The sequence below is a fragment of the Streptomyces sp. YIM 130001 genome (assembly GCF_003574445.1).
Classification (GTDB): Bacteria; Actinomycetota; Actinomycetes; order Streptomycetales; family Streptomycetaceae; genus Streptomyces.
Genome location: NZ_KZ984555.1, coordinates 234,709 through 252,637, shown reverse-complemented (window position 1 = coordinate 252,637; position 17,929 = coordinate 234,709). Strand labels below are relative to the sequence as shown.

Genomic DNA, 17,929 nt, shown 5'->3' with positions numbered 1-17,929 from the left:
TCGTCCGGGGGCCGTCCCGCACCTCTGACCCCGTACCTCTGAACTCCCTCAAGTGCCTTGCCCGCCGGTCTTGCCGGCGGGCACACTTGTGGCACCCACTTGACCTGCGCTTTCCCCTCCGTACCACCCCCGCCGAACCCTGCGGAGGCCGCCTGTCCGGCAGGCCCGTACCATGGGGTGAGGCCGTGGCATGTCTGCCCGGCAGGGCCCGCGTACAACTGCAGCCGCAGTACGTGCGCGCAGCCGCTCCGAGTTCCATTCATCCACGGGAGAAGCACCGCACGTGCCCACGCGCCACGACATCCGTAACGTCGCCATCGTCGCCCACGTCGACCATGGCAAGACGACCCTCGTAGACGCCATGCTGAAGCAGGCCGGTGCCTTCGCCGCCCACGCCGCCGAGTCGCTCGACGACCGCATGATGGATTCGAACGACCTGGAGCGTGAGAAAGGCATCACGATCCTCGCCAAGAACACGGCGGTGAAGTACCACCCCAAGGACGGCGGGGACCCGATCACGATCAACATCATCGACACCCCCGGCCACGCCGACTTCGGTGGCGAGGTCGAGCGCGGTCTGTCGATGGTGGACGCGGTCGTGCTGCTCGTGGACGCCTCCGAGGGCCCCCTTCCGCAGACCCGCTTCGTGCTCCGCAAGGCGCTGCAGGCCCGGATGCCCGTCATCCTGTGCATCAACAAGACGGACCGCCCGGACTCCCGGATCGACGAGGTCGTCAACGAGACGTACGACCTGTTCCTGGACCTGGACGCGGACGAGGACCAGATCGAGTTCCCGATCGTCTACGCCTGCGCGCGTGACGGCGTCGCCTCGCTGACCAAGCCGGAGGACGGCACCGTCCCGGCCGACAGCGACAGCGTGGAGCCGTTCTTCACGACCATCCTGGACACCGTCCCGGCCCCGCAGTACGACGCCGAGGCCCCGCTCCAGGCGCACGTCACCAACCTGGACGCCGACAACTTCCTCGGCCGTATCGCGCTGCTCCGGGTCGAGCAGGGCGAGCTGCGCAAGGGGCAGACCGTCGCCTGGATCAAGCGCGACGGCACCATCGCCAACGTCCGCATCAGCGAGCTGATGATGACCGAGGCGCTGACCCGCAAGCCCGCCGAGGTCGCGGGCCCCGGCGACATCTGCGCCGTCGCGGGCATCTCCGACATCATGATCGGCGAGACCCTGGCCGACCCCGAGAACCCGATCGCGCTCCCGCTGATCACGGTCGACGAGCCGGCCATCTCCATGACCATCGGTACCAACACCTCGCCGCTGGTCGGCCGTGGCGGCACCGGCAAGGGCGCGGACGCCAAGTCCGCGGTCAAGGACCGCAAGGTCACCGCCCGTCAGGTCAAGGACCGCCTGGCCCGCGAGCTGATCGGTAACGTCTCGCTGCGCGTGCTCGACACCGAGCGCCCGGACACCTGGGAGGTGCAGGGCCGCGGCGAGCTGGCCCTGGCCATCCTGGTCGAGCAGATGCGCCGCGAGGGCTTCGAGCTCACCATCGGCAAGCCGCAGGTCGTCACGCAGGAGATCGACGGCAAGACGCACGAGCCGGTCGAGCGCATGACGATCGACGTGCCCGAGGAGCACATGGGCGCCGTCACCCAGCTCATGGGTGTCCGCAAGGGCCGTATGGACAACATGTCGAACCACGGCTCCGGCTGGGTCCGCCTCGAGTTCGTCGTCCCCTCCCGCGGCCTCATCGGCTTCCGTACGGAGTTCCTGACCAACACCCGCGGTACGGGCATCGCGCACTCGATCCACGAGGGCCACGAGCCGTGGTTCGGCACCCTGACGACCCGTAACAACGGCTCGCTGGTCGCCGACCGCGCCGGTTCGGTCACGCCGTTCGCGATGATCAACCTGCAGGAGCGCGGCGTCCTGTTCACCGAGCCCGGCACCGAGGTGTACGAGGGCATGATCGTCGGCGAGAACTCGCGCGCCGACGACATGGACGTGAACATCACCAAGGAGAAGAAGCTCACCAACATGCGTGCGGCTTCCGCGGACACCACCGAGAACGTGGTGCCGGCCCGCAAGCTCTCCCTGGAGCAGTCCCTGGAGTTCTGCCGCGACGACGAGTGCGTCGAGGTGACCCCGGAGGCGATCCGTATCCGCAAGGTGAACCTGGACAAGACGGAGCGCGCCCGCGCGGCCTCGCGCGCCAAGCACCACTGATCCGAGCGCCCGTCCGGACGTCGCACGCGTGTGACATCCGATCGGCCCGACTCCGCCTCAACTGGCGCTGGAGTCGGGCCGATAGGCGTTCCGGGGTAACTTCTCGGCATCGATCTACGCGCCTAGATTCCCGTCGGACACCGCCTCTGGTCGAATGCCCGTCAGCGGGCGTGACGGAAGCTCCGGATCGGCCGTCGTGGCAACTGGTTTTCCGCGATCACTTGTCCGGAATCCGGACGTTGCTGACCGATAGATGTGTAACGAGTCCGTTTCGCGACCATCTATCTCGGATCGGTTTGTCCAGATTTCGGAAGAAGTACGGCTCAGGTGTGATCGAACCGAGACCAAAAGGGTGTGGTCGGGCGCAACCCCATGGCTAATAGTTGACGGCGTAGAGCTCGGGTCAATGGGTCACGCGCTGTGGGGAGCGCCGACTCACGAGCACACTGGGGCACTTCCTATACGTCGTCAGGGGTGGCGGCGGGACGAATCGTGCCCCCTCTTGCAGTGAACAAGTGGACTCATGAGGAGGAACCCATGCGTGGTGCCAAGAGCGCCAAGTGGGTCGCGATAGCCGCCGTGTTTGCGCTGGGTGCGACCGCCTGCGGCGGGGGCGATGGCGGCGACAGCGGCAACGACAACAAGGCCGTCGACAAGGACGGCATCGTCAGTTACGCGAACGGCGAGCCGCAGAACGCGCTCCAGCCGGCGAACACGATGGAGGCGTACGGCAGCGTCGTCATCGACTCGCTCTGGACGGGTCTCGTTCACTACGACAGTGACGGCAACATCACGTACGAGAACGCCGAGTCGGTCGAGCCGGACAAGGACAACAAGGTCTGGACCGTCAAGCTCAAGAAGGGCTGGAAGTTCCACGACGGCGAGGCGGTCACCGCCAAGTCGTACGTGGACGCCTGGAACTGGGCCGCGAACCCCGCGAACGGTCAGCAGAACAGCTCCTGGTACCGCGACATCGAGGGCTACGACGAGGTCCACCCCGAGAAGGGGAAGGCCAAGACCGAGAAGATGTCCGGTCTGAAGGTCGTCGACGACAACACCTTCACCATCTCGCTGAAGTCCGGCATCCCGTACTACGCGTACAAGCTGGTGTACACGCCGTTCTACCCGCTGCCCTCCAAGTTCTTCGAGGACCCCAAGGCCTACGGCGAGAAGCCTGTCGGCAACGGTGCCTACAAGTTCAAGAGCTGGGACCACAAGAAGTCCATCAAGGTCGTCCGCAACGACGACTACAAGGGCGAGGACAAGGCCAAGAACGGCGGCATCGACTTCAAGGCGTACACGAAGGACACCGCCGCCTACGCCGACCTGAAGTCCGACAACGTCGACTCGATGCCCATCATCCCGAACAGCGAGGTCGCCAACTTCAAGCAGGACTTCGGCGACCGCGCGATCGAGATGGACTACTCGGCCATCAACACGATCAACCCGGCCTTCTACACGAAGCAGTGGAAGGACATCGACGTCAAGGTCCTGCAGGGCCTGTCGATGGCGATCGACCGCGACACCATCGCCAAGACGGTGTTCAACGGCACCCGTGACTCCGCCACCGGCTGGGTCGCCAAGGGCGTCAAGGGCTACCAGGACGACGCCTGCGGCAAGTACTGCAAGTACGACCCGAAGGCTGCCGCCAAGCTCGTCAAGGAAGGCGGCGGCGTCCCGGGCAACAAGATCTCGCTCCAGTACAACGCCGACCAGCCGCACAAGGACTGGGTCGTCGCGGTGTGCAACAGCATCACCAAGGCCACCAAGGTCAAGTGCGTCGAGGACGCGGTGACCGACTTCGCGGCCGACACCGAGATCCGCGACAAGAAGCAGGTCAAGTCGATGTACCGCTCCGGCTGGGTGCTCGACTACCCGTTCAACGGCAACTTCCTCGCCGACCTCTACGGCACCGGCGTCGACGGCAACAAGGGCGGCTTCTCGGACCCGAAGTTCGACAAGCTGGCCAAGGCTGCCGACGGCGCGAAGACGGTCGAGGAGTCCGCGAAGCTGTACGGCGACGCCGAGAAGCAGCTCGTCAACACCTTCCCGGGCATCCCGCTCTGGTACAACAAGACGCTCTCCGCGCACTCGAACAACGTGAAGAACGTCAAGTTCGACCAGGCCGGTGACCCGATCTTCACCGACGTCGAGGTCTTCAAGAAGTAGTCGTCAGAGCCTCACCCCGTGGCGGCGGTCGGCAATCCCGACCGCCGCCACAGGTCGGCTCTGCAGTGGACGGAGGCATGATGGGGCGCTACGTCGCGCGGCGACTGCTCCAGATGATCCCGGTGTTCATCGGGACCACCCTGTTGATCTTTCTCATGGTCAACGTGCTCCCCGGCGATCCGGTCGCCTCACTTTGGGGGGACAAGCCGCCGGACCCCAGCCAGGTGGCACAGATCAAGCACGACCGTGGGCTCGATCTGCCGCTCTGGCAGCAGTACCTGCACTACATGGGCGGGCTGCTGCAAGGGGACTTCGGCAACACCATCGCCGGTAACCGGCCGATTCTCGACGAGATGACTCAGGCCTTCCCGGTCTCGATGCGTCTCGCCGCCATGGCCTGGGGATTCGAGATCGTCGTGGGTATCTCCCTCGGCGTCCTGGCCGGAATCCGCCGCGGCCGCATCATCGACAACTCGGTCACTCTGATCACCCTCTTGGTGATCTCGGTTCCGATCTTCGTCTTCGGTCTGTTCTTCCAGCTGATCTTCGGCAACCAGCTCGGTTGGGTCACCCCCACGGTCCAGGACTCGACCGACACGGCGCAGTTGCTCCTGCCGGCTCTCGTGCTCGGCATGGTGGGTCTCGCCTACGTGGCGCGACTGACCCGCACCTCGATCGCCGAGAACCGCCAGGCGGACTACATGCGCACCGCGGTGGCCAAGGGGCTGCCCAAGCGGCGCATCGTCTCGCGCCACCTGCTGCGCAACTCGCTGATCCCGGTGGTGACTTACCTGGGAACGGACATCGGCACGCTGATGGGCGGCGCGGTCGTCACCGAGGGCATCTTCAACGTCACCGGCGTCGGCAACCTGCTCTTCCAGGCGCTCGCCCGACGCGAGGGCGCGGTCATCGTCGGCATCGTCACCGTCATGGTGCTCGTGTACCTCCTCGCCAGCCTGCTCGTCGACCTGCTTTACGCGGTCCTGGACCCGAGGATCCGTTATGCCTGACCTGACCAAGACGGAAACGACGGACGCGACAGGCCCATCGGCGGACGTCACGGCCGCTGAGCCGAAGAACGGCGGGGGCAACGTCGGCAAGCCGCGGAGCCTGTGGGGCGACGCGTGGCGCGATCTGCGCCGCCGGCCGCTCTTCGTCATCGGTGGACTGCTGATCATCCTGGTCCTCCTCGTGGCGGCCTTCCCCAGCCTCTTCACCAGCACCAACCCCGCGTCGGGTGACCTGCAGAACCACTTCCTGCAGAAGCCTTCGTACGGTCACCTCTTCCAGGAGGACTGGTTCGGCTACGACCGGCAGGGGCGGAGCATCTACGCCCGCGTCGTGCACGGCACGCGCAACTCGGTGATGGTCGGCTTCGGCGTGACCATCCTGATCACGCTCTTCGGCGGACTGATGGGAATGCTGGCCGGCTACTTCGGTGGCTTCTGGGACACCCTCATCTCCCGCCTCACCGACGTGTTCTTCGGAATCCCGTTCCTGCTCGGCGCGATGGTCGTCCTGAACGCCTTCCCCAACCGCAGCGTGTGGGTCGTCACCGGCGCTCTGGCCTTCCTCGGCTGGACGCAGATCACCCGCGTCATGCGGGGTGCGGTCATCACGACCAAGCACTCCGACTACGTGACGGCGGCCCGTGCTCTCGGCGCCGGAACCAAGCGGATCCTGCTCCGGCACATCCTGCCCAACGCCATGGCCCCGGTGATCGTGATCGCGACCATCGCACTCGGTACGTACATCGTCGCCGAGTCGACGCTCTCGTTCCTCGGTCTCGGCCTCGCAGGCGGCGAGATCTCCTGGGGCGGCGACATCTCCGACGCCGTCGCCGACATCCGCAACAACCCGCACACGCTCTTCTTCCCGGCCGGAATGCTCAGCCTCACGGTGCTGGCGTTCATCATGCTCGGCGACGCGGTGCGCGAAGCCCTCGACCCGAAGCTGCGCTGAGGGAGGCGTACATGACCAGCATAGAGATCAACTCGGACTCGGCCCCCTCCTCCCGCTCGGGTGGGGACCACGGCGGCAGACTCCTGGATGTCCGGGACCTGCACGTCGAATTCCACACCCGCGACGGCGTGGTCAAGGCCGTCAACGGCGTCAACTACAGCGTGGACGCGGGCGAGACGCTCGCCGTCCTCGGTGAGTCCGGCTCCGGCAAGTCGGTGACGGCCCAGGCCGTCATGGGCATCCTCGACATGCCGCCGGGGAAGATCCCGCAGGGAGAGATCCTCTTCCGCGGCCAGGACATGCTCACCATGTCGAACGAGGAGCGGCGGAAGATCCGCGGCCAGAAGATCGCGATGATCTTCCAGGACGCGCTCTCCTCGCTCAACCCCGTGCTCTCGGTGGGCTATCAGCTCGGCGAGATGTTCCGCGTGCACGAGGGACTGAGCCGCAAGCAGGCCAAGGTGAAGGCCATTGAGCTCATGGAGCGGGTGAAGATCCCGGCCGCCAAGGACCGGGTGAACGACTTCCCGCACCAGTTCTCCGGCGGTATGCGCCAGCGCATCATGATCGCCATGGCGCTCGCGCTCGAGCCGGACCTGATCATCGCCGACGAGCCGACCACGGCTCTCGACGTGACGGTCCAGGCCCAGGTGATGGACCTGCTCGCGGAGTTGCAGCAGGAATTCAACATGGGTCTGATCCTGATCACCCACGACCTGGGTGTGGTCGCGGACGTCGCCGACAAGATCGCGGTGATGTACGCGGGCCGGATCGTCGAGACCGCGCCGGTGCACGAGCTGTACAAGCGCCCCGCGCACCCGTACACGCGCGGTCTGCTCGACTCGATCCCGCGGCTCGACCAGAAGGGCCAGGAGCTCTACGCGATCAAGGGCCTGCCGCCCAACCTGATGCACGTGCCGTCGGGTTGCCCGTTCAACCCGCGGTGCCCCAAGGCGCAGGACATCTGCCGCACCGAGATCCCGGCACTCGTCCCCGTGACGGAGCAGGACGGGACCGACCTGCCGGGCCGCGGCAGCGCATGCCACTTCTGGGAGGAGACGATCCATGGCTGAGGTCAACAAGGCCGAGGAGCCCGCCGACGCGACGCCGAACGTCTCCGAGGTGGACGAGCTGGACGCCGCGAGCGAGACCGAGGCGGTCGCCGCGATCGAGGCGTCCGTCGACCGCGGCGAGCCGATTCTGCAGGTGCGGAACCTGGTCAAGCACTTCCCGCTGACCCAGGGCATCCTGTTCAAGCGGCAGGTCGGCGCGGTCAAGGCCGTCGACGGAATCTCCTTCGACCTGCACCAGGGCGAGACCCTCGGCATCGTGGGCGAGTCCGGCTGCGGCAAGTCGACCGTCGCCAAGCTCCTGATGATGCTGGAGCAGGCGACCGCGGGCGAGGTCTTCTACAAGGGCCAGGACATCACCAAGCTGTCCGGCCGCGCCCTGAAGGCCGTGCGCCGCAACATCCAGATGGTGTTCCAGGACCCGTACACGTCCCTGAACCCCCGGATGACCGTCGGCGACATCATCGGCGAACCCTTCGACATCCACCCCGAGGTGGCGCCGAAGGGTGACCGCAGGCGCAGGGTCCAGGAACTCCTGGACGTGGTCGGGCTCAACCCGGAGTACATCAACCGGTACCCCCACCAGTTCTCCGGCGGCCAGCGTCAGCGCATCGGCATCGCCCGCGGGCTCGCCCTGAACCCCGAGATCATCATCTGCGACGAGCCGGTCTCCGCGCTCGACGTCTCGGTCCAGGCACAGGTCATCAACCTGATGGAGCGTCTGCAGGACGAGTTCAACCTGTCGTACATCTTCATCGCCCACGACCTCTCCATCGTCCGACACATCTCCGACCGCGTCGGCGTCATGTACCTCGGCAAGATGGCGGAGATCGGGTCCGACCAGGCGATCTACGAGCACCCGACGCACCCGTACACCCAGGCACTGCTGTCCGCCGTGCCGGTGCCGGACCCCGAGGCCCGTGAGGGCCGGGAGCGGATCATCCTGACCGGTGACGTGCCGTCGCCGGCGAATCCGCCGTCGGGCTGCCGCTTCCGCACCCGCTGCTGGAAGGCGCAGGACAAGTGCTCCAAGGAGGTGCCGCTGCTCGCGATCCCGGAGCGCTTCAAGAGCTCGGACACACCGGTGGCACACGAATCGGCCTGCCACTTCGCCGAGGAGAAGGACGTCGTCCACGCGGCCTGACGGGGCGCGGGGCGGAGTCGGACCGGCGCCGATTCCTCGTCCCAGCACCGTGAGCGGGAAGTCGGCCGTCCACTGAGTCGCCTTCCCGCGTGAGCGCCGAAGCGCCCGGAACCGATCCGGTTCCGGGCGCTTCGGTGTGTTCAGGAGCTGGGAGCGGCGGCACTCCCGGCCGGACAGCCCTTCTTCGCCGCGAGGCGGGCGAGGTGGGTCCGCGGATTCTCGCGAGGCTTCTTCAGGCAGTCGACCAGCCCGGTGGTGGCTGACGATTTGTCCCACGTGACGACACGACCGCTGCCGGCGCCCGTCGTGGAGCCGGAGCAGTGAAATCGGTACGTGGCCTCGACGACCCGGAGGCCTTGGTAGTAAACGGGCCGCGCGGCGCTGCCCGGAAATTCCACCTCGGCTTTCCGGGCCACGTCCGAGGTCTTTTCTCCGACGTGCGCCAAAGGTTTCCTGATGTCGCTGCTCAGACTTTTCAGGATCTCGGAATCACTGGGCGAGGTGCCGCGGGATCTTCCGCGTGCCTTTCCCGTGTCCGAACCGGTTGCTGAAACCGTGGCCCGGTGAGGATCGTAGGGCGCGGCGCGAGTTCTGAGAGTTCCTCCGGATTTTATGTCGACCGGCTCGTCAAGGACAGCCAGTTTCCACTTGTCCGAGACATCCCAGGTGAACTCCGCGGCACAGGGGCTCTCTTTCGCCGCCTCCGACCGTCCGGCGGACTCCTCCGCGCCGCAACCGGTGCTGAACAGGATCGCTGTGAGCGTTGCGGCGACCCAGGCCTTACGCATGAGCCGCACCTCTGATTCCCGAGTTGCCTACGACGGTCAGGCCACGCCGCCGTTGTCGATGCAACCGCCCTTCGACGGCTGGAACAGCTTCGTCTCCAGCTGCACCCTCTGGCCCTCGGGCCGTTCGAAGTTGTAGGTGTAGTCGGCCATCTTGGGTTCCAGGTTCCAGTGCCAGGTGAGGTCGATGCTGTTGCCCTTGTAGAACTTGGCGTAGTAGTCCGCCGTGTCGTCGCTGTCATTCCACTGGGTCAGCTTTTCGCCGTTCGCCGTGAAATTCATTCCGACTCGATCGCCGTTGTCCGGGTCGACATGGGTCACGTACGAGTCCCGGCCGCCGGCGTCGGTGGCGCTGGCCGAGCTCCCATGGCTGCATTTCCACGGGTCGCCGTCCTTCGCCTGCGCGGAACTGGTCAGTACCGTGGTCGAAAGAAGGGCTGCCGCGGAAGCGGCAAGGGCGAGTCGTGCGGGCCTGCGGAACATTTTTATCCCCCTTGTTGGATCTTGCGGATCGGAATATTACGCAGGCGAATTACGGAGTGTCAATGTGTCTCCGGCATCGGTGTATTCGCCTGTCATCGACGGGTATTTGAGTCGGTATTGGTCAAATGGGATGCCGGGATTCGAGTGTCCGTGAATCTGATTCCAGCTCAATTCCCTGTGCTGAGTGGCCTGTTGGTGCGGAAGAGGGTCGGGCGGCGTTGCCTTCGGGTGCGGCCGGCCGTCGGGACCGGGTGAAGGGGCGTCACGGCGGGGCGAGATGCTCGGGCCGCCGGGCCGGACATTAGGAAGAAACCCGGACGGCAGACGTAAAGATGCGCAGCAACTGAGGATGGGTTCTATTTGATCGCAAGTCTCCATTTGCCCGATTAGGAGGTACTCCATGCGGGGAGTCACACACGCCAAGTGGATCGCCTGCGCGGTGACCGTCGCGCTCGCGGCCACTGCCTGCGGCGGCGGGGCCGACACCAGTGGTGGCGGCGGCGACGGCTCCGGGATCGTACGGTCCTCGTGGGGAGACCCGCAGAACCCGCTGGAGCCGGCCAACACCAACGAGGTGCAGGGCGGCAAGGTCCTCGACATGATCTTCCGCGGTCTGGTGCGCTACGACCCGAAGACGGGCGAGGCGCAGAACATGGTGGCCGAGAAGATCGACACCAAGGACTCGCAGAACTTCACCGTCACCCTCAAGGACGGCTGGACCTTCAGCAACGGCGAGAAGGTCACCGCCAAGTCCTTCGTGGACGCCTGGAACTACGGCGCGCACGTCGACAACACCCAGAACAACTCCCCGTTCTTCGACAACATCGAGGGCTACGACGCCGTCCACCCGGAGTCCGGCAAGCCCACCGCCAAGACGATGTCGGGCCTGGTGGTCAAGGACGCCAAGACGTTCACGGTCAAGCTCGCCGAGAAGTTCTCGCTGTGGCCGCAGACCCTCGGCTACCAGGCTTTCTCGCCGCTCCCGCAGTCCTTCTTCAAGAACCACGACGCCTGGCTGAAGAAGCCCGTCGGCAACGGCCCCTACGTGGTCGACTCGTACACCAAGGGCTCCGGCATGAAGCTCCGCAAGTGGGACGAGTACAAGGGAGAGGACGCGGCCAAGAACGGCGGCGTCGACCTCAACGTCTACACCGACAACAACACGGCGTACACCGACCTGATGGCCGGCAACATCGACCTCGTCGACGACGTGCCGGCCAAGCAGCTCAAGAACGTCAAGAGCGACCTCGGCGACCGGTACATCAACCAGCCGGCCCTCATCATCCAGACCCTGGTCTTCCCCTTCTACGACAAGAACTGGGGCAAGAAGGGGATGGAGAAGGTCCGCCAGGGCCTGTCCATGGCGATCAACCGTGAGCAGATCACCAAGCAGATCTTCCAGAACACCCGCACCCCGGCGAAGGACTGGACGTCCCCGGCCCTCGGCGACAAGGGCGGCTACGACCCCGAAGGCTGCGGCGCCGCCTGCAAGTACAACCCCGAGCAGGCCAAGAAGCTGATCGCCGAGGGCGGCGGACTGCCCGGCGGCAAGGTCACCATCACCTCGAACGTCGACACCGGCTCGCACCGCGAGTGGATGGACGCGGTCTGCAACAGCATCAACAACGCGCTCGGCAAGGGCGCGGTCTGCACGGTGAACCCGGTCGGCACCTTCGCCGACTTCAAGAACCAGATGAGCACCTTCAAGATGACCGGCGCCTTCCGCTCCGGCTGGCAGGCGGACTACCCGCTGATCCAGAACTTCCTGGAGCCGCTCTACTCCACGGGAGCCTCCTCCAACTACGGGAAGTTCACCGACAAGAAGTTCGACGACCTGGTGGCCCGCGCCAACCAGGAGTCGGACACCGCCAAGGCCGTGGAGGACTTCCAGGAGGCCCAGAAGCTCCTCGCCGGCCAGATGCCGGCCATCCCGCTCTGGTACCAGAACGGCAGCGCCGGCTATTCGGAGAACGTCGGTGACGTGGCCCTGAACCAGTTCAGCGTCCCCGTCTACGAAGAGATCACCGTCAACTGACCTGCCCCCGGCGGCCGTTCACCTTTCCCGTGCGAGAGGTGACGGCCGCCACCGACGCTCCGGAGCCCTCATGGGACGGTATGTGATCCGGCGGCTGCTCCAGATGATCCCGGTGTTCATCGGCAGTACGTTCCTGATCTTCTTCATGGTGTACGCGCTCGGTGACCCGGTGGCCGCGCTCTTCGGCGACAAGGCCCCGGACCCCGCCACCGCCGCCCGCATCCGGCACGACCTGTACCTCGATCAGCCGCTGTGGAAGCAGTACCTGCACTACATGGGGCAGATCTTCCAGGGCGACTTCGGTACGGCGTTCAACGGCCAGAAGGTCACCGAACTCCTGGCCTCCGCCTACCCGGTGACGCTCCGTCTGACCATCGTGGCGATCGTCATCGAGCTGATCGTGGGCGTCACGCTCGGCGTCGTCAGCGGACTGCGCCGCGGGCGTGCCGTCGACAGCAGCGTGCTGATCCTCACGCTGATCGTCATCTCGGTGCCGACCTTCGTGACCGGCTACGTGCTGCAGTTCCTGTTCGGTGTGAAGTGGGGTGTGATCCGGCCGACGGTGTCCACCGACGCCCCGTTCGGCGAGCTGATCCTGCCCGGCATCGTGCTCGCCCTGGTCTCCCTCGCGTACGTCACCCGCCTGACCCGGACCTCCATCGCGGAGAACGTACGCGCCGACTACGTGCGAACCGCCGTCGCCAAGGGACTGCCCCGGCGCCGCGTCATCACCCGCCACCTGCTGAGGAATTCGCTGATCCCGGTCATCACCTTCGTCGGCACCGACATCGGGTCCCTGATGGGCGGCGCCATCGTCACCGAGAAGATCTTCAACATCCATGGCGTCGGCTTCCAGATCTACCAGGGCATTCTGCGCAACAACGCACCGACCGTCGTCGGCTTCGTGACCATCCTCGTGATCGTCTTCCTGCTCGCCAACCTGCTCGTCGACCTCCTGTACGCGGTGCTCGACCCGAGGATCCGATATGCCTGAGCAGCACGACCCGAAGCAAGCCATGGCACCGACCGGCGGTGGCGGAGCCATGGACCTCGCCATGAACGAGGCCGAGTCCCTGCAGAGCACGCCCGGAGGGCCGGCAGGCACCGGAGCCGAGGCCAAGGCACGCAGCCTGTGGTCCGACGCCTGGCACCAGCTGCGCCGCAACCCGATCTTCATCGTCTCCGCGCTGCTCATCGTCTTCCTGGTGCTGATCGCCATCTGGCCGCAGCTGATCGCGAGCGGCGACCCGCTCAAGTGCGATCTGGCCAAGTCCGAGGAGGGGTCCGCACCCGGCCACCCCTTCGGCTTCGACACCCAGGGCTGCGACGTCTACACCCGCACCGTGCACGGGGCGCGCGCCTCCATCACCGTCGGCGTCTGTGCGACCGTCGGTGCCGCGCTGCTCGGCAGCGTGCTCGGCGGCCTCGCCGGGTTCTTCGGCGGCTGGTGGGACGCGCTGCTCTCGCGTATCGCCGACATCTTCTTCGGCATCCCGATCATCCTCGGCGGCCTGGTGCTGCTGTCCGTCGTCACCTCCACCACCGTGTGGCCGGTGGTCGGATTCATCGTGCTGCTCGGCTGGCCGCAGATCTCCCGTATCGCCCGAGGATCGGTGATCACCGCCAAACAGAACGACTACGTGCAGGCCGCGCGTGCCCTCGGTGCGAGCAACTCCCGCATGCTGCTGCGCCATGTGACGCCCAACGCCGTCGCCCCGGTGATCGTCGTCGCGACCATCGCGCTCGGTACCTACATCGCACTCGAGGCCACCCTGTCGTTCCTCGGTGTCGGGCTCCGGCCGCCCACCGTGTCCTGGGGCATCGACATCTCCAACGCCGCCCAGTCCATCCGCAACGCCCCGCACATGCTCCTGTGGCCCGCGGGTGCGCTGAGCATCACCGTGCTCGCCTTCATCATGCTCGGCGACGCGGTGCGCGACGCCCTCGACCCCAAGCTGAGGTGACCGACGCGATGTTGCTCGACGTACGCGATCTGCACGTGGAATTCCGCACCAGGGACGGCGTCGCCAAGGCGGTCAACGGCGTCACGTACTCCGTCGAACCCGGCGAGACCCTGGCCGTGCTCGGTGAGTCCGGCTCCGGCAAGTCCGTCACCGCGCAGGCCATCATGGGCATCCTCGACATCCCGCCCGGGAAGATCACCGCCGGCGAGATCAACTTCCAGGGCCGCGACCTCCTCCGGCTCAAGGAGGAGGAACGGCGCAAGGTCCGCGGCGCCGAGATGGCGATGATCTTCCAGGACGCGCTGTCGTCGCTCAACCCGGTGCTCAGCGTCGGCGACCAGCTCGGCGAGATGTTCACCGTGCACCGCGGCATGTCGAAGAAGGACGCGCGGGCCAAGGCCCTCGAACTCATGGACCGCGTACGGATCCCGGCCGCGAAGGAACGCATCGGCCAGTACCCGCACCAGTTCTCCGGCGGTATGCGCCAGCGCATCATGATCGCGATGGCACTCGCGCTCGAACCCGCCCTGATCATCGCCGACGAGCCCACCACCGCTCTCGACGTCACCGTGCAGGCCCAGGTCATGGACCTCCTCGCGGAACTCCAGCGCGAACTGAACATGGGCCTGATCCTCATCACCCACGACCTCGGCGTGGTCGCGGACGTCGCCGACAAGATCGCCGTGATGTACGCGGGCCGCATCGTCGAGTCGGCCCCGGTGCACGACATCTACAAGGCGCCCGCCCATCCGTACACCAAGGGCCTGCTCGACTCGATCCCGCGGCTCGACCAGAAGGGCCACGAGCTGTACGCGATCAAGGGGCTGCCGCCCAACCTGACGGCCATCCCGCCCGGTTGTGCCTTCAACCCGCGCTGCCCACGGGCCCAGGACGTCTGTCGCACCGATGTGCCCCCGCTCGCGACGGTCTCCGAGGACCGCCAGAGCGCCTGCCACTTCTGGAAGGAGACGCTGCGCGATGCCTGAGCTCACCGAGGAAGCGAGAGACGCGGCGCCGGTCCCGGCGGGCGAACCGATCCTCGAAGTACGCGGCCTGGTCAAACACTTCCCGCTCACCCAGGGCATCGTGATCAAGCGGCAGATCGGTGCGGTCAAGGCCGTCGACGGCGTCGACTTCACGCTGCACCAGGGCGAGACCCTGGGGATCGTCGGCGAATCCGGCTGCGGAAAGTCCACCGTCGCCAAACTCCTGGTCAACCTGGAACGTCCGACCGCGGGCGAGATCTTCTACAAGGGCGACGACATCAGCCGGCTCTCCGGCCGCGCCCTGAGAGCCGTACGCCGCAACATCCAGATGGTGTTCCAGGACCCCTACACATCCCTGAACCCCCGGATGACCGTCGGCGACATCATCGGCGAACCGTACGAGATCCACCCGGACGTGGCCCCGAAGGGCTCGCGCCGGCGACACGTCCAGGAACTCCTGGACGTGGTGGGGCTCAACCCGGAGTACATCAACCGCTATCCGCACCAGTTCTCCGGCGGCCAGCGCCAGCGCATCGGCATCGCCCGCGGCCTCGCCCTGCGCCCCGAGATCATCGTCGCGGACGAACCGGTCTCGGCGCTCGACGTGTCCGTACAGGCACAGGTCATCAACCTGATGGAGCGTCTGCAGGACGAGTTCAGCCTGTCCTATCTCTTCATCGCGCACGACCTGTCGATCGTGCGGCACATCTCCGACCGGGTCGGGGTGATGTACCTCGGCCGCATCGTCGAGATCGGCACGGACACCCAGATCTACGAGCACCCGACGCACCCGTACACCCAGGCGCTGCTGTCCGCCGTGCCCGTACCCGACCCGGACGCGCGGGAGGGGCGGGAGCGGATCATCCTGACCGGAGACGTGCCGTCCCCGGCCAACCCGCCCTCGGGCTGCCGCTTCCGCACCCGCTGCTGGAAGGCGCAGGAGCGCTGCGCGCAGGAGGAACCCCTGCTGACCGTGCCGTCGTTCTTCCGCGACACCGGCGCAGCCACCGACCACCCGTCGGCCTGCCACTTCGCCGAGGAGAAGCAGATCGTGGCGGGGGACGGCACGGACGACGGCGGCGACGGTCGGCCCTCGACGCCTTAACGTCCGGGCAACGCACCCGACGCGCCCCCGAGACACGCCCTTGGCACGCTGTTCCGCGTACGGCCGTGCGGGTGCCGTGTGGGCCGGCCGGAGAACGCCATGTCACTCCGGCCGGCCGGCCGTTCCGCCTCAGGAAGCGGCCGGCTTCCAGCGGGTCGCCGTCACCACGTAGCTGCTGAGGTCGTGATTGTCCGGGGACTTGTCGATGCGGTCGATCCACATCAGGACGACGCTCTTCTCCGCGGTCTCGAAGCAGATGCCGGTGTCCTTCTTGAGCACCGAGTCGTCCTGGATCTGCGCGATGGTGACCGGGTTGGGCAGGGTGGACTCCCGTGCGGTGTCGCGGCAGTCGGCGGCGCCGATGTTCCGTTCGGTGGTCCTGCCCATCAGGCCCATGTTGTCGACGAGATGCAGGCCGCTGTTCTCCGCGGTGCCGTCCTTGCCGCAGTTCATGTATTCGAGGTGCTTGCCGTCCGCCTGGTAACTGCCGTGGTTCGTGGTGGCCATCGCCAGAGTGTCGAGGTCGACGAGGACGCTGTCCGCGCCGGAGCAGGCGGAGAACGCTTCGCCCCGTTCGGCGGGCGGGCGGATCACCATGCGCTTGTCGGATTCGGCGAGCTTCAGGTTACCGGAGCCGCCGCTGCCGCCCTTGTCGGAACCGTCGCCGCCGGAGCCCTTGCCCCCGGACTCCCCGCCGCCGGTGCCGGCGTCCGCCTGCTTGTCGTCACCGTTCCTGGTCACCAGGTATGTGGCGCCGGCGCCGATGAGGAGGGCGGCGAGCACCGCCGCGATGAGGACGACGGACTGACGGCGGCGGGGCGGGCCGTCGTGCGCCGCTCCGGAGGGCACCGCGGGCGTCGGCACTGCCGTGTGCGGGTGAGGGCCGGCCGGGACCGCCCCGACCGGTACCGGAGCCACGGCTTCGGCAGGCGGTGGCGCGTCGGTGACCGGGCGCAGGGGACCCGGCCGTCCGGGCGCGGGCCAGGCGTCGGCTCGGGGGTCGGGTGCGGGCGTGGCCGAGGGCACGGGCCGTTCGGCCGCCGGAGCCGGTGGGGCGCCGGCTCCCGCCCCACCGGCAGCCGTGGCCGGCAGCCACCAACCCGCCTCACGGGCGAAAGACATCCCGCCCGCCCGGCACAACTCGATGACCTGAGCCGGAGTGGGCCGCTCGGCCGGGTCCTTCGCCAGGCAGGCCGTCACGATCGGCAGCAACTCGGGCGGGCAGTCGCCCGGTTCGGGCTCCTGCGCCACGATCCGGTAGAGGATCGCGTGTCCGTCGCCCTCGCCGAAGGCGTGCCCACCGGTGGCCGCGAAGTGGGCGACCATGCCGAGCGCGAACACATCGATCTCCGGACCCGCCAGCGCGGCCCCCGTCACCTGCTCGGGCGCCATGTACGCGGGCGTGCCGAGCCGGACGTCGGTCCCGGTGAGCGCCGTGGTGTCCGCCGCGCGGGCGATGCCGAAGTCGATGACGCGCGGTCCGTCCGCCGCGAGCAGGACATTGCTCGGCTTCAGATCCCGATGCACGACGCCCACACCGTGGATGGACGCCAGCGCTTCCGCGATCCCCGCCACCAGGGACAGCGCCACCGGGGGTGCGAGCGGGCCGTGTTCGGTCACCGCGTCCGCGAGTGCCGGGCCCGGCACATAGGCACTGGCCAGCCACGGCTGCGCGGCCTCGGTGTCGCTGTCCACCACCGGGGTCGTGTAGGTGCCGTGCACCCGCCTGGCGGCCTGCACCTCCCGGGCGAACCGCCGCCGGAACTCGGGGTTCTCGGCGTACTCCCGGCGCACCACCTTGAGGGCGACCGGTTGCCCTCCGCGGGTGTGCGACAGGTACACCACGCCCATCCCGCCGGCGCCGAGGCGCCCCTTCAGCTCGTACCCGGAGATCTCCCGCGGATCCTCAGCGGTGAGTTCCTGCACTGCTCCCCCTCGTCGTCTCGGTCGGCGCCCGGAACGGACATCCTCGCGTCCGGCTCGCCGATGCCGTCGGCCGGGGGCCGTCGCACCCGCCGGGCGGCCGGGGTGCCGG

The 17,929-nt window shown here is 67.1% G+C and carries 14 protein-coding genes; 11 read left to right on the top strand and 3 right to left on the bottom strand.

The genetic code is table 11. The features are described from left to right. The first annotated feature begins 283 nt into the window (after positions 1-283). The 6 genes from typA to DSC45_RS16655 all read left to right on the top strand — a co-directional run bounded on the left by typA (position 284) and on the right by DSC45_RS16655 (position 8,536). Positions 284-2,191, top strand: coding sequence for a translational GTPase TypA (gene typA / locus DSC45_RS16680; RefSeq protein WP_119291617.1), 1,908 nt, complete (start codon positions 284-286; stop codon positions 2,189-2,191). Between the two features lie 537 nt (positions 2,192-2,728). Next, positions 2,729-4,360 carry a peptide ABC transporter substrate-binding protein gene (locus DSC45_RS16675; protein ID WP_119291615.1) on the top strand — a complete coding sequence of 544 codons (1,632 nt, stop codon included), beginning with the start codon at positions 2,729-2,731 and terminating at the stop codon, positions 4,358-4,360. An 80-nt stretch (positions 4,361-4,440) separates the two neighbouring features. After that, complete coding sequence (locus DSC45_RS16670; RefSeq protein WP_119291614.1) at positions 4,441-5,370, top strand: ABC transporter permease; 930 nt, start codon at positions 4,441-4,443, stop codon at positions 5,368-5,370. Beyond that, a complete protein-coding gene (locus tag DSC45_RS16665) occupies positions 5,363-6,322 on the top strand; it encodes an ABC transporter permease (protein ID WP_119291612.1) in 960 nt (319 codons plus the stop codon). The genes DSC45_RS16670 and DSC45_RS16665 overlap by 8 nt, the downstream gene beginning before the upstream one ends. Positions 6,323-6,333: 11 nt before the next feature. Continuing rightward, positions 6,334-7,395, top strand: coding sequence for an ABC transporter ATP-binding protein (locus DSC45_RS16660; protein ID WP_119291610.1), 1,062 nt, complete (start codon positions 6,334-6,336; stop codon positions 7,393-7,395). Continuing rightward, a complete protein-coding gene (locus DSC45_RS16655; protein WP_119291608.1) occupies positions 7,388-8,536 on the top strand; it encodes an ABC transporter ATP-binding protein in 1,149 nt (382 codons plus the stop codon). Before DSC45_RS16660 ends, DSC45_RS16655 begins: the two co-directional genes overlap by 8 nt. Before the next feature lie 140 nt (positions 8,537-8,676). On the opposite strand, the gene DSC45_RS35755 is transcribed toward DSC45_RS16655, so the two are convergent. Both DSC45_RS35755 and DSC45_RS16645 read right to left on the bottom strand, forming a co-directional pair. Beyond that, positions 8,677-9,324: a hypothetical protein gene (locus DSC45_RS35755; protein WP_162929246.1), complete on the bottom strand. Its 648-nt coding sequence runs from the start codon at positions 9,322-9,324 to the stop codon at positions 8,677-8,679. Between the two features lie 36 nt (positions 9,325-9,360). Then, entirely contained in the window at positions 9,361-9,804 is a 444-nt protein-coding gene (locus DSC45_RS16645; RefSeq protein ID WP_119291604.1) for a hypothetical protein, read from the bottom strand. A 400-nt stretch (positions 9,805-10,204) separates the two neighbouring features. On the opposite strand from DSC45_RS16645, the gene DSC45_RS16640 reads away from it, so the two are divergent. The 5 genes from DSC45_RS16640 (at position 10,205) to DSC45_RS16620 (ending at position 15,894) form a co-directional block, all read left to right on the top strand. After that, positions 10,205-11,839, top strand: coding sequence for a peptide ABC transporter substrate-binding protein (locus DSC45_RS16640; RefSeq protein WP_119291602.1), 1,635 nt, complete (start codon positions 10,205-10,207; stop codon positions 11,837-11,839). 70 nt (positions 11,840-11,909) lie between these two features. Further along, positions 11,910-12,833, top strand: a complete 924-nt coding sequence (locus tag DSC45_RS16635) for an ABC transporter permease (protein WP_119291600.1) — start codon at positions 11,910-11,912, stop codon at positions 12,831-12,833. Next, the gene (locus DSC45_RS16630) at positions 12,826-13,803 is read left to right on the top strand and encodes an ABC transporter permease (RefSeq protein ID WP_119291598.1); all 978 of its coding nucleotides are present in this window, start codon (positions 12,826-12,828) and stop codon (positions 13,801-13,803) included. Before DSC45_RS16635 ends, DSC45_RS16630 begins: the two co-directional genes overlap by 8 nt. An 8-nt stretch (positions 13,804-13,811) precedes the next feature. After that, positions 13,812-14,789: an ABC transporter ATP-binding protein gene (locus tag DSC45_RS16625; protein ID WP_119291868.1), complete on the top strand. Its 978-nt coding sequence runs from the start codon at positions 13,812-13,814 to the stop codon at positions 14,787-14,789. After that, positions 14,782-15,894, top strand: a complete 1,113-nt coding sequence (locus tag DSC45_RS16620) for an ABC transporter ATP-binding protein (RefSeq protein WP_205571349.1) — start codon at positions 14,782-14,784, stop codon at positions 15,892-15,894. Before DSC45_RS16625 ends, DSC45_RS16620 begins: the two co-directional genes overlap by 8 nt. A gap of 129 nt (positions 15,895-16,023) precedes the next feature. Here DSC45_RS16620 and DSC45_RS16615 read toward each other — a convergent pair whose 3' ends face one another. Continuing rightward, a complete protein-coding gene (locus DSC45_RS16615; RefSeq protein ID WP_240434668.1) occupies positions 16,024-17,820 on the bottom strand; it encodes a serine/threonine-protein kinase in 1,797 nt (598 codons plus the stop codon). Positions 17,821-17,929 lie beyond the last annotated feature (109 nt).